This window comes from Halomonas sp. PBN3, assembly GCF_000475415.1.
Lineage (GTDB): Bacteria > Pseudomonadota > Gammaproteobacteria > Pseudomonadales > Halomonadaceae > Halomonas > Halomonas shengliensis.
On the sequence record NZ_AXCA01000163.1, the window covers coordinates 137,420 to 149,977 of the forward strand.

8 protein-coding genes are annotated in these 12,558 nt (G+C 68.7%); 6 read left to right on the forward strand and 2 right to left on the reverse strand.

Annotation, left to right across the window (positions count from 1 at the left end; translation table 11 throughout):
* Positions 1-26 precede the first annotated feature (26 nt).
* Positions 27-1,733, forward strand: coding sequence for a DEAD/DEAH box helicase (locus Q673_RS29380; protein ID WP_023006309.1), 1,707 nt, complete (start codon positions 27-29; stop codon positions 1,731-1,733).
* A gap of 116 nt (positions 1,734-1,849) precedes the next feature.
* Positions 1,850-2,833, forward strand: a complete 984-nt coding sequence (locus Q673_RS29385) for a DMT family transporter (protein WP_023006310.1) — start codon at positions 1,850-1,852, stop codon at positions 2,831-2,833.
* A 196-nt stretch (positions 2,834-3,029) separates the two neighbouring features.
* On the opposite strand, the gene Q673_RS29390 is transcribed toward Q673_RS29385, so the two are convergent.
* Positions 3,030-3,752, reverse strand: coding sequence for a glutamine amidotransferase (locus Q673_RS29390; protein ID WP_023006311.1), 723 nt, complete (start codon positions 3,750-3,752; stop codon positions 3,030-3,032).
* A 35-nt stretch (positions 3,753-3,787) separates the two neighbouring features.
* Positions 3,788-4,942 (reverse strand): acetylornithine deacetylase, encoded by a 1,155-nt coding sequence (argE, locus tag Q673_RS29395; RefSeq protein WP_023006312.1) that lies wholly within the window; start codon positions 4,940-4,942, stop codon positions 3,788-3,790.
* 202 nt (positions 4,943-5,144) lie between these two features.
* Here argE and Q673_RS29400 point away from each other — a divergent pair, with 202 nt between their 5' ends.
* The 4 genes from Q673_RS29400 to hsdR all read left to right on the forward strand — a co-directional run bounded on the left by Q673_RS29400 (position 5,145) and on the right by hsdR (position 12,524).
* Positions 5,145-6,263 carry an alkene reductase gene (locus tag Q673_RS29400; protein ID WP_023006313.1) on the forward strand — a complete coding sequence of 373 codons (1,119 nt, stop codon included), beginning with the start codon at positions 5,145-5,147 and terminating at the stop codon, positions 6,261-6,263.
* A 208-nt stretch (positions 6,264-6,471) separates the two neighbouring features.
* A complete protein-coding gene (gene rhuM / locus Q673_RS29405; protein WP_023006314.1) occupies positions 6,472-7,479 on the forward strand; it encodes a RhuM family protein in 1,008 nt (335 codons plus the stop codon).
* Between the two features lie 191 nt (positions 7,480-7,670).
* Positions 7,671-8,864, forward strand: coding sequence for an RNA-guided endonuclease InsQ/TnpB family protein (locus Q673_RS29410; protein WP_235048517.1), 1,194 nt, complete (start codon positions 7,671-7,673; stop codon positions 8,862-8,864).
* A 123-nt stretch (positions 8,865-8,987) separates the two neighbouring features.
* A complete protein-coding gene (gene hsdR, locus Q673_RS29415; protein ID WP_023006316.1) occupies positions 8,988-12,524 on the forward strand; it encodes a type I restriction-modification system endonuclease in 3,537 nt (1,178 codons plus the stop codon).
* The last annotated feature ends 34 nt before the right edge of the window (positions 12,525-12,558 follow it).

Consider the following 12,558-nt stretch of genomic DNA (forward strand, 5'->3'; position numbering starts at 1 on the left):
GACCCCGGCCTACCAAGGTGTGATTGATGACCGCTTCCTCCGTCGCCTCGCCGAGTTTCGGCGATCTTGCCCTGCTGCCCGCCGTTCTCTCCGCCGTGGAGACCCTGGGCTACCAGACCCCGTCCCCCATCCAGGCCGAGACCATCCCGGCACTGCTGGAAGGGCGCGACATGCTGGGCCAGGCCCAGACCGGTACCGGCAAGACCGCGGCCTTCGCCCTGCCGCTGCTTTCGCGTCTCGAGATCAGCCGCCGTGAGCCCCAGGTGCTGGTGCTGGCGCCGACCCGCGAGCTGGCCCAGCAGGTGGCCGTCTCCTTCAGCAAGTACGGCCAGAACCTCCAGGGCCTGGAAGTGGCCACCCTGTGCGGCGGCCAGGAGTATCGCGAGCAGCTCTCCGCGCTGCGTCGCGGCGCCCAGGTGGTGGTCGGCACCCCCGGCCGGGTCATCGACCACCTGGATCGCGGCAGCCTCAAGCTCGACGGCCTCTCCGCCCTGGTGCTGGACGAGGCCGACGAGATGCTGCGCATGGGCTTCATCGACGACGTCAAGCGCGTGGTCGCCGACACCCCCAAGGAGGCCCAGCGGGTGTTCTTCTCCGCCACCCTGCCGGCGGAGATCGAGCGCATCGTCAACCGTTACCTGGTGGACCCGGTGAAGGTGGCCATCGAGTCGCGCACCACCACCGGCGAGAACATCGAGCAGCGCCTGGTGCGCGTCGATGGCGGCGCCAAGCTGGAGGCGCTGTCGCGCATCCTCGAGGTGGAGCCGGTGGATGCCGCCATCGTCTTCGTGCGTACCCGCGCGGCCTGCACCACCCTGATGGAGCAGCTCTCCGCCCGGGGCGTCAACGTGGCCAGCCTCTCCGGTGACCTCGACCAGAGCCTGCGCGAGCGCACCATCCAGCGCCTCAAGCGCGGCAAGGTCGACGTGCTGATCGCCACCGACGTGGCCGCCCGTGGCCTCGACGTGCCGCGCATCACCCACGTCTTCAACTACGACCTGCCCCAGGACTCCGAGGCCTACACCCACCGCATCGGGCGTACCGGCCGTGCCGGGCGTACCGGCATCTCAATCACCTTCGTGGGCTTCCGCGAGGGCCGCAAGGTGGGCTGGATCGAGCAGGCCACCGGCCAGAAGATGAGCGAGATGGCGGTGCCCGACGAGGCGGCCATCCGTGCCCATCGAGACGAGGCCTTCCACCAGAAGGTGATCGCCGCCCTGACCGCCGGTGCCGAGGAGCAGCAGGCGCTGGTCGAGCGCCTGATCGCCGAGGGCTACGACCCCGTCGAGCTGGCTTGCGCCTTCGCCCGCCTGGCGCGCGCCGACGAGGCGCCCATCGGCCGCCTGCAGGCGCCGCGCAAGGAGCGTGCCCCACGTGACGGCAAGCCGGCTCGCCAGAGTGGCCCGCGCGACCGCGGCCCCAGCGAGGGCATGACCCGCTACCGCGTCTCCGTGGGCCACAAGGATGGCGTCAAGCCCGGCCAGCTGGTCGGCGCCCTGGCCAACGAGGGCGGCATCGAGGGCAACCGCATCGGTCGCATCGACATCCGCAACGCCTTCTCGGTGGTGGAGCTGCCCAGCGGCCTGCCCTCCAGCATCCTGGCCAAGATGGCCCGTGCCCGCGTGGCCGGCCGTCCGCTGGAGATCAGCGAGGATCGCGGCGCCCCCGAGCGTGCCCCGCGCCGTCGTCGCGAGGACGGCGAGGCGCCGATTCGCCGCCAGTCCCGGGCGTAACGCCAGGCTCGCCGCCCACCACCAGGGCGGCCTGCCACCCCACGACAGGTCGGAGCCTTGCTCCGGCCTGTCGTCGTTGGTGGCCTCGACACCTTCAATTTCAGGGAGGATGACCGATGTGGAAGCGACTGCCGTTCCGGCTGCGCGGCTACCTGATCACCATGACCGGCGTGCTGCTGCTCTCGCCGGATGCGCTGCTGGTCAAGGACACCAGGGTGGACGTGGCCACCTTCATGTTCTGGCGCGGCCTGCTGCTGGGCGGAGTGCTGCTGCTGATCGCCGCGGCGCGCTATCGTGAGCGGCTGCCGGCGGCCATCCGCGCCTGCGGCCCGGCCGCGCTGTGGTGCCCGCTGGCCTTCGCCGCCAGCGCCTGGGCCTTCGTCGCCGCCAACCGCCTGACCTCCGCCGGCAACGTGCTGGTGATGCTCAACCTGGCGCCGCTGGCGGCGGGGCTGATCGGCATGCTGCTGTTCGGCCAGCGCCTGCGCCGCCAGACCTGGGTGGTGATCGCGGTGTGCATCGCCGGCGCCAGCCTGATGGCGGTCGGCGAGCTGGGGCAGGGCAGCCTGCTGGGATTGGCGGTGGCGCTGATCATCCCGCTCTCCATCGCCATCAACACCACCGTGGCCAGCGCCCAGCGCGGCAGCGGCCGCCGCGGCCTGGACACCACGGTGATCCTGCCGCTGGGCTGCCTGGCGATGCTGCTGCCCGCCGCCGTGATGGGCGGCGCCCGCCTGCCCGAGGGGGACGACCTGCAGCGGCTGCTGCTGATGGGGGCCTTCCTGCCGCTCGCCTACTTCCTGATCCAGACCGGCGCCCGCTACCTGCCGGGCGCCGAGGTCAGCCTGGTGATGCTGCTGGAGACCCTGGTGGGCACCCTGCTGGTGTGGTGGTGGGTGGGCGAGGTGCCCACCGCGCTGGCCTTCGCCGGCGGGGGCATGATCGTCGTCGCCATGCTGGCAAGCTCTCTGCGCGACCTCTATCGCCAGCGCCGCAAGGCCGCCGAGGGCGCGCCGGATACCCGCCGGCTGCGCGACGAAGCGGCGGAGGCGAGCCTCGAGCGCGGCGAGCCCGCCCCCTCGGTGGGCGAGCGCCATTGACCCGGCTGCGCCGGGAGCTTGAAGCGGGAAGAGCGCCGCTTCGCGGCTGGAAGCTGGGAGCCCGGCTGTGCCGGGAGCTGTAAGCTTTAAGCCTTAAGCTGTAAGTGGGTGCCTGCCCCTGTGGGAGCGACGGTCCGGCGCTCCGGCTTCAGTTCGCGAAGGTGGGGCGTTAGCGATGCTGCCAGGCGCTCCGGTCTCAGCGCTTGGCGTGGCTGGTCACGGTTTCGGCGAAACGCACCAGCAGCGAGCGTGCCTCGGGGGTGTCGGTGACGCGGCGCATCAGGTCGTGGGCGTCCTGGCCCTGGTCGCGCAGCTTGTCGACCTGGCGGGCCAGGTAGGCGCGCATCACCTCGGGGGTGAACTCGGGGTGGAATTGCACGCTCCACTGGCGCGGGCCGTAGCGGAGCGCCTGGAAGGCGTCGTGGGCGTTGCGAGCCAGCACCACCGCGCCGCTGGGGGCGGCGAGTACCGACTGGGCATGGGTGAGCTGGGCGGGGAAGTGGCGGGGCAGGGTGCCCAGCAGCGGGTCCTCGCGGCCCGAGTCGGTGAGCGACACCTCGTGGGTGCCGGACTCGCGCCCCGCCGGGTGGTAGCCGCTCTCCCCGCCGAAGGCCGATGCCATCAGCTGGTGGCCGTAGCACACCCCGAGCATCGCCAGGTTGCGCTCCCGGGCCGAGACCAGCCAGGGCTTGAGCGCCTCGCTCCACGGCTCGGCGTCGCTGACCATGGCGTGGGAGCCGGTAATGAAGAGGCCGTCGACGCCGGCCAGGTCGGGCAGCGCTTCCACGCGGGCGTCGAACACCTCGGCGGTGAAGCCGGCCTCCGCCAGGGCCCGCCTGAACAGCGCCTCGAAGTCACCGTGTTGCGCGATCACCTCGGGGAAGGCATCGCCGGTCTTGACGATCAGCAGGCGGGTCATGGCGGCTCCTGGCATGGGGGATGGAGGCGCCTATTCTACTTTCGTTGCAGCCGCTCGCCCAGCGCCGCCATGAAGCGCGCCCCCGCCTCGAGCTGCTCGTGCTCGATGTACTCGTCGGGCTGGTGGGCCTGAGCGATGCTGCCCGGGCCGCAGATCACCGTGGGCAGCCCCTGGCGCTGGAACTGCCCCGCCTCGGTGGCGTAGGCCACCGCACCGGCGGGGCGCTCGCCGAGCAGGTCATGGCACAGCGCCAGCACTTCGGCGTTGTTGTCGTCGGCCAGCGCCGGCACCGTCTGGTTGAGCGGCTCGGTGACGATGCTCGCCTCCGGCGCGCGGCGGCGCATCTCCGCCTCCAGCGCCTCGGCACGGGCGTCGACCCGGCCGATCAGGTCCTCGAAGCGGTCCGAGGGCAGGTGGCGTATCTCCCACTCGAAGGTGCACTCCCGGGCCATGATGTTGATCGCCGTGCCGCCCTGGATCCTGCCCACGTGCAGGCTCGAGTGCACCACGTTGAAGGCCTCGTCGACGCGCCCCTCGGCGCGCAGCTCCGCCATCACCTCCTCGATGTAGGTGACCAGCCGCGCCGCCACATGGATCGCCGAGACCCCCTGGTTGACCTGGCTGGAGTGGCTGGCGCGACCGGTGATGGTGGTGCGCAGGTTGGTGGCCCCCTTGTGGGCCACCACCGGGTGCATCAGGGTCGGCTCGCCGACGATCACCGCCGCCGGCCGCGGGTGCTCGGCCATCAGCCGCTCGATCATGCGCGGCGCGCCGATGCAGCCCACCTCCTCGTCGTAGGAGAGCGCCAGCCAGATCGGGGTCTCGAGCTCGAGCGTCACCCAACGCGGCAGCTCCGCCAGGGCGCAGGCGATGAAGCCCTTCATGTCGCAGGTGCCGCGGCCGAAGAGGCGGCCGTCGCCCCTGTCGGTCAGGGTGAAGGGGTCGCTGGACCAGGGCTGCCCTTCCACCGGCACCACATCGGTATGCCCGGAGAGCACCACGCCGCCTGCCACGTCGGGGCCGATGCGCGCCAGTAGGTTGGCCTTGCGGCCGTCGTCGCTCTCCACCCGCCAGTGGGGCACGCCGTGCTCGTCGAGCAGCGCCTCGACGAAGGCGATCAGCTCCAGGTTGGAATCTCGCGAGACGGTGGGGAAGCCCACCAGGCGGTCGAGCATCTCGGCGGCGGTCATGGCGCACTCCTGAACGGGGGAAGAGGGTCGCAGCAGACTACCACGCCCGCGGGGCAAGCCGAAGGCGGTGACCGGCCGCGCCGCCGATAGCGTCAGGCTATGGGGACCATCGGCGCTCTGGCTTGGCGCAGGCCGTTAACACGCTTATGGTGTTGGCCTGCTTTTACCTTGTGAAATTCCCCTTGCCAGAGGAGGCGCCTCGATGACGAATCCCTCGCTTCTCACCCCGCTCAGGCTCGGCAGCCTGACCCTGCCCAACCGCGTGATCATGGCGCCGCTGACTCGGGCACGTACCCCAGACAGCGTGCCCGGCACGCTGCAGCAGGCCTACTACGGCCAGCGCGCCGGCGCCGGCCTGATCATCAGCGAGGCCACCAACATCTCGCCCACCGCCCGCGGCTATGTCTATACCCCGGGCATCTGGACCGATGCGCAGGAGGCCGGCTGGCGCGACGTGGTCGAGGCCGTGCATGCCAAGGGCGGGCGCATCGCCCTGCAGCTGTGGCACGTCGGCCGTGTCTCCCACGAGATGGTGCAGCCCGATGGCCAGCAGCCCGTGGCACCGAGCGCCCTCAAGGGCGAGGGGGCGGAATGCTTCGTCGAGTTCGAGGACGGCACGGCGGGGCCGCACCCCACCAGCACGCCGCGGGCGCTCGAGACCGACGAGATCCCCGGCATCGTCGAGGACTACCGCCAGGCCGCGCAGCGCGCCAAGCGTGCCGGCTTCGACATGGTCGAGGTCCACGCCGCCAACGCCTACCTGCTCAACCAGTTCCTCGCCACCGGCACCAACCGGCGCACCGACCAGTACGGCGGCTCCATCGAGAACCGTGCGCGCTTCCCGCTGGAGGTGGTCGACGCCGTGGCCGAGGTGTTCGGGCCCGAGCGGGTTGGCATCCGCCTGACCCCCTTCATCGAGCTGTTCGGCCTCACCGACGAGGAGCCCGAGGCGATGGCCCTGTACCTCGCCGACGAGCTCAACCGCCGCGGCCTGGCCTACCTTCACTTCAACGAGCCCAACTGGGCCGGTGGTGACATTACCTTCCCCGAGGGCTTCCGTGAGCAGATGCGCGAGCGCTTCAAGGGCGGGCTGATCTACTGCGGCAACTACGACGCCGAACGCGCCCAGGCCCGCCTGGATGACAACACCGCCGATGCCGTGGCCTTCGGCCGCCCCTTCATCGCCAACCCCGACCTGCCCGAGCGCTTCCGGGTCGGCGCCGCGCTCAACGAGCCCGACCCCAGCACCTTCTACGGCGGCGACGCGACGGGCTACACCGACTATCCCTTCCTCGATAACGGCCACGATCGCCTCGGTTGAGGCGATGCCAGCCAGCCGCTGAACGCCACAAGCCCGGCCCGTGTGCCGGGCTTGTTGTCGGTAGGGGGGTGGTGCGGGGCACTGTCGGTGATTGGCGCACATCAACACCACGACGTAGCATCCACAGAGCGCATTGCCAGGGACCGCCAGCCGGGACTGCCATCGGCAAGTTCAGGCAGGGGTAGGCCGCAGCATCAGGGAGCAGGATATGAACTCCAGTAGCCAGGCACCCATCGTCATCTATCAAGAGGCCGATCAGCAGGTCGAGGTGCGGCTGGACGTGGAGCAGGACACCGTCTGGCTAACGCAAAGGCAGATGGCTGTGCTATTCGGCAAGGATGTCCGCACCGTTAATGAGCATCTGCTGAACGTCTATTCCGAAGGTGAGCTGGAGCGTGATTCAACTATCCGGAAATTCCGGATAGTTCGACAGGAGGGCGCGCGAAAGGTCTCTCGGAACATTGAGCACTACAATCTGGATGTCATCATTTCGGTGGGGTATCGGGTCAAGTCTCCACAAGGCACCCGCTTCCGCCAGTGGGCCACCCGCGTGCTGCGCGAGCACCTCACCCAGGGCTGGACGCTGAGCCGGCAGCGCTTCGAGGATAATGCCCGTGAACTCGAAGCCGCCATGGCGCTGGTGCGCAAGACCGCCAGCAGCCCGGCGCTGGATGCCGCCAGCGGCCGCGGCCTGGTGGATATTGTGACCCGCTATGCCCAGGCCTTCCTGCTGCTGCAGCGCTACGACGAGGGCCTGCTCACTGAACCTCGCGCCGAGGCCGGCGGCCGATTGCCGACGCTGGAGGAGGCCCGAGCCGCGCTTGCATCGCTGAAGGCCGAGCTGATCGCCAAGGGCGAGGCCACCGAGCTGTTCGCCCGGGAGCGCGGCGATGGCCTCGATTCACTGCTTGGCAACCTGGACCAGACGATCTTCGGCGAGCCGGCCTATCCCTCTGTGGAGGCCAAGGCGGCGCACCTGCTCTATTTCGTGGTCAAGAACCACCCCTTTGCCGATGGTAACAAGCGCAGCGCGGCCTATCTGTTCGTCGACTTCCTCTATCGCAACGACCGCCTGCTCGATGCGCACGGCGAGGTGGTGGTCAACGACGTGGGCCTCGCCGCCCTGACGCTGCTGATCGCCGAGTCCGACCCGGCCAACAAGGAGACCATGGTCCGGCTGATCATGAACATGCTGGCTCGCCCCGAGGGGGCTTGATGTAGCTGGGAACTGGGTGGTTGCCTGAGGCGTTTGGCCGGGCCCATTACCCTCGCCTGCTGGCCCCTTCCCCGAATTAGCAAAAATCCGCGTAAACCCTCGCCCACTCGGGCGGGGATACAAGCGGGCAGCGCGATAGCGCTGCTGGGTTTGCGGTATGGGGCCCGGCGGCATAAGCTGTGCATACATCCATGCATCAATGGCGCGCCATGCTGAAGGCTACGAAGGTACGACTCTACCCCACGACCGAGCAGGCGGAGTTCCTGAACCGCCAGTTCGGCGCGGTGCGCTTCGTCTATAACACCGGCCTTCGCATCATGTCCCATCGCCACAAGCGTCACGGCCAGTCGCTGAGCGCCAAGCATGACATCAAGAAGCTGCTGCCCGTGGCCAAGAAATCCCGCAAGTATGGCTGGCTGAAAGATGCCGATTCCATCGCCCTCCAGCAGGCGTGCTTGAACCTCGACCATGCTTTCCAGCGCTTCTTCGACCCCGTGAAGAAGGCCGGCTATCCGCGCTTCAAGAGCAAGCGGGGCAAACAATCCAGCTACCACTGCGTCGGCGTCAAGGCCGGCGACGACTGGATCAAGGTGCCCAAGCTTGGACCCATCAAGGCCAGGATGCATCGACAGGTCGAGGGCAGGCTGAAAAGCATCACCCTGACCCGTACCGTCACCGGCAAGCACTACGCCTCGTTGCTGTTTGACACTGAGCAGGCTGCCCCGGCACCGCTGAAGGACGTTGACGCCGCTAAGGTCCTCGGCCTCGATATGGGGCTGTCGCATCTGGCCATTGACTCCACCGGCCGCAAGATCGCCAACCCGCGCTTCCTCAAGCAGGCGCAGAAGAACCTCAAGCGCAAGCAGCAGGCGCTGTCCCGCACGAAGAAGGGCAGCGCCCGCCGAGCCAAGGCACGGTTACTCGTTGCCAAGGCGCACGAGCGGGTTGCCAACGCCCGCAACGACTTCCAGCACAAGCTCTCTCGACAGATCGTTGACGATAACCAAGCGGTGATCGTCGAGACGCTGAAGGTCAGCAACATGATGAAAAACGCCAGGCTAGCCAAGCACATCGGCGATGCGTCCTGGCATGCCTTGATGTCCAAGCTGGATTACAAGGCCAGGGAGCAGGGCAAGCATCTGGTCAAGATCGACCCGTGGTTTGCCAGCTCCAAGACCTGCCATATCTGCCAGCACAAGATGGACGCCATGCCGTTGAACGTCCGGTCGTGGGAGTGCCCCGCCTGCCACACACAGCACGACCGGGACATCAACGCCGCGCTGAACATCAAGCATCAAGGCATTATCGAGCTGAAGGCGGAAGGGCTGTCCGTCTCTGCCCATGGAGGCTTGCGTAAGTCCGGCACATCGCCGGTTGCTGCCTGAGAAGTGGGAAGCCTCGCCCGCTAGGGCGGGGAGCAGTCACTGGCAGGCTAAGGATATGTCGGACCCACCCCGCCGGGAGAGCGGGGAAGTCACGCCCAGGCAAACCGGGAACGGGTACCACCTATGCAGGGACCACCAGGCCGCGGGGATGGCGGTAGCGCAGGGCGGGATGCCGGCGGCAACTTCGCCTTTCTGGCCGGCCATGATCCGGTGTTTCTCGAGCTCGCCGCCAGCGCCGAGCGAGCCTTCAGCCACGACCCCAACACCACCCTGATCAAGCTGCGCCAGCTTGGCGAGGCCATGGCTCAGGACATTGCAGCTCGTCTCGGCATTGAACTGGATGAGCGTGCCGGCCAGCGTGACCTTCTCTATCGTATCGATAGCGCCCTGGGCCTCGACCCCACCGTGCGCGAGCTGTTTCATACGCTGCGTATCGAAGGCAACAGGGCTACCCACCAGTTCCGTACCCAGCACCGTGAGGCGATCCAGGGGCTCAAGGTCGCCCGCAATCTGGCGGTCTGGTTTCATCGCGCCTTCGCCGACCCCGACTTCAAGCCCGGCGCCTTTCGCCCACCGCAAGACCCCAGCCGCGAGCTGCGCGAGCTCCAGGCTGAGATGTCGCGTCTCCAGGGCGAGCTGGCCACTGCCACCGAGCAGGCCGACGCCCAGCGCCAGTTAGCCGAGCTGGAAACCCGCGAGAAGCAGGAGTACGCAGAGCTGGCCGAAGCCATGGACGAGGAGGCCCGCGCCCTGGCCGAGCAGTCGCGGGCCCAGCAGGCCGAACTCGAACGCCGCGAGCGGGAGTTCCAGCGGCGCCTGGCGGAGCAGGCCCGAGAGTGGGCCGAGAGCGAGCCAGCCCAGGCGCTGCGCCGCCGCGTCGGCCAGGCCGATCGGGCCCTCAACGCCCAGCTAGGCCTGGATGAGGAGCTCACCCGGCTGTTGATCGACCAGCAGCTGCAGGAGGCCGGCTGGGAGGCCGACACCCTCGAACTCACTTGGCAGAAGGGGGTGCGCCCGGAGGCCGGCCGGACCCTCGCCATCGCCGAGTGGGAGCTGCCCAACGGCCAGCGTGCCGACTATGTGCTGTTCCATGGGCTGGTGCCCATCGGCGTGGTGGAGGCCAAGCGCCAGAATGTCGACGTGGCCGGCAAGCTCGCCCAGGCGGAGCGCTACGCCCGCGGCTTCGACCGGCGCGGCTTTGCCGGCGGCATCACCCCGGCGTGGGCGGAGGAGGGGCGCACCGTCGCCTGGCCCGACGACGCCGAGGGCCATTACCATGTGCCCTTCGTCTTTTCTTGCAACGGCCGGCCCTACCTGCCGCAGCTGGCCGAGAAGTCCGGCATCTGGTTCCGCGACGTGCGCGAGCCCGGCAACCTGGCCCGGGCGCTGCCGCACTTCCACAGCCCGGAAGGCCTGCTCGACCGCCTCAAGCGCAGCCGAGCCCTGGCCGAGCAGCGCCTGCGCGAGGAGGGCTTCGGCTATCTGCGCCTGCGCGACTATCAGGAGAACGCCATCCGCGCCGTGGAGGCCGCCCTGGAGGCGGGCGCGCCCCGTGCGCTGCTGGCCATGGCCACCGGCACCGGCAAGACCCGCACCATCATCGGCCTGATCTACCGCTTCCTGAAGACCGAGCGTTTCCGCCGTGTGCTCTTCCTGGTGGATCGCACCGCCCTGGGCCTGCTGGCCCAGGGCGCCTTTGATGAGGCGCCGCTGGAGCAGAACCATACGCTTTCACAGATCTACAATGTCGCCACCCTGGGCGACATGGCCGCCGAAGCCGAGACCCGGGTGCAGGTCGCCACGGTGCAGGCCATGGCGCGGCGGCTCTTTATGGCCGACGACCCGCCGCCGGTGGATGCCTACGACTGCCTTATCGTCGACGAGGCCCACCGCGGCTACACCCTGGATCAGGAGATGACCGAGGGGGAACTGGCCACCCGAGACGCCGGCCAGTACCTCTCCCGCTACCGCCGCGTGCTCGACCACTTCGACGCCGTGCGCATCGGGCTCACTGCCACCCCGGCCAAACACACCAGCGAGATCTTCGGCCGCCCGGTCTTCACCTACTCCTACCGGGAGGCGGTGGCCGATGACTGGCTGATCGACCACGAGCCGCCGATCCGCTACGAGACCCTGCTCAGCCAGAAGGGCATCCACTTCGAGAAGGGCGAGACGGTCAGCCTGATCGATGCGCGTACCGGCGAGGTGGAGAGCGCCGAGCTGGAGGATGAGCTCGACTTCGAGATCGAGGCCTTCAACCGGCGGGTGATCGCACCGGAGTTCAACCGCGTGATATGCGAACAGCTGGCCCGGGAGCTCGACCCCTTCGGCGAGGAGAAGACGCTGATTTTCTGCGCCACCGACCTGCACGCCGACATGGTCAAGCGGCTGCTCGACGAGGCCTTCCATGCCCACTACGGCGACGCCTACCGCCAGGCCGCGGTGGCCAAGATCACCGGCAAGGCGGACAAGGTCGACGACCTGATCCGCCGCTACAAGAACGACAAGTACCCCAACATCGCCATCACCGTGGACCTGCTTACCACCGGCATCGACGTGCCGCGCATCTGCCACCTGGTGTTCCTGCGCCGGGTGAAGTCGCGCATCCTCTATGAGCAGATGATCGGCCGCGCCACCCGCCGCTGCGACGAGATCGGCAAGACGGTGTTCACCATCTACGACCCGGTGGACCTCTACGCCGCCCTGGCCGAGGTCAACACCATGCAGCCGCTGGTCAAGGACCCCGGCGTGACCCTGGAGCAGCTGCACGAGGAGCTCAGCGACCCCGAGCAGTTGGCACGCGCCCTGGCGGCCCCCGGCCAGGCGGCGGGGGAGAGCCACGCCGATGACGTCCTCGACCAGTACAGCCAGATGCTGATGCGGGTGATGCGCAAGGCCACCAAGCGCGCCGAAGGGCGCGACGACCTGCGCCAGCAGTTGGAGGCGCTGGAGCAGAGCTGGGGCGTGGCGCCGGAGAGGCTCCACCAGCACCTGCGCGAGCTGGGTCCCCAGGCCGCGGCCAGCTTCCTGCACCAGCATGCCGGCCTGCTCGGCCAGGTCGCCGAGGTGAAGGCGCTGCTCGGCAGCGAGCGCCTGCCGCTGATCTACGAGGGCGCCGACGAGTTCAAGAAGCGCACCCAGGACTACGGCGTGCACGAGAAGCCCGCCGACTACCTGGAGAGCTTCGAGGCCTTCATTCGCGAGCGGCTCAACGACTCCGTGGCGCTGGGCGTGGTGGTCAACCGCCCCCGGGACCTCACCCGCGGGACCTTGAAGGAGGTGCGCCTGCTGCTCGACGGCGCCGGCTACAGCGAGGCCCGGCTGGAGAGCGCCTGGCGCAACGCCACCAACCAGGAGATCGCCGCCAGCATCGTCGGCCATATCCGCCGCGCCGCCCTGGGCGAGGCGCTGGTGCCCTTCGAGCAGCGGGTGCGCGACGCCATGCAGCGCATCTACGCCCTGCACGGCTGGACCCCCGCCCAGCGCAAGTGGCTCGACCGTCTGGCCAAGCAGCTCACCCACGAGGTGGTGCTCGACCGCGACTTCATTCACCAGCGCTTTGCCGAGCAGGGAGGCATCAAGCGCCTGGATGCCGTGCTCGACCATCACCTCGACGAGGTCCTCGAGGCCCTCAACGACGCCCTGTGGGAGGCGAGCTGATATGTTTACTAAATCCCATTTTTTCGACACGTTG

Coding starts and splice junctions, on each gene's coding strand:
- Q673_RS29380 (WP_023006309.1), top strand. CDS start 27: ATGACCGCTTCCTCCGTCGCCTCGCCGAGTTTCGGCGATCTTGCCCTG.
- Q673_RS29385 (WP_023006310.1), top strand. CDS start 1,850: ATGTGGAAGCGACTGCCGTTCCGGCTGCGCGGCTACCTGATCACCATG.
- Q673_RS29390 (WP_023006311.1), bottom strand. CDS start 3,752: ATGACCCGCCTGCTGATCGTCAAGACCGGCGATGCCTTCCCCGAGGTG.
- argE (WP_023006312.1), bottom strand. CDS start 4,942: ATGACCGCCGCCGAGATGCTCGACCGCCTGGTGGGCTTCCCCACCGTC.
- Q673_RS29400 (WP_023006313.1), top strand. CDS start 5,145: ATGACGAATCCCTCGCTTCTCACCCCGCTCAGGCTCGGCAGCCTGACC.
- rhuM (WP_023006314.1), top strand. CDS start 6,472: ATGAACTCCAGTAGCCAGGCACCCATCGTCATCTATCAAGAGGCCGAT.
- Q673_RS29410 (WP_235048517.1), top strand. CDS start 7,671: ATGCATCAATGGCGCGCCATGCTGAAGGCTACGAAGGTACGACTCTAC.
- hsdR (WP_023006316.1), top strand. CDS start 8,988: ATGCAGGGACCACCAGGCCGCGGGGATGGCGGTAGCGCAGGGCGGGAT.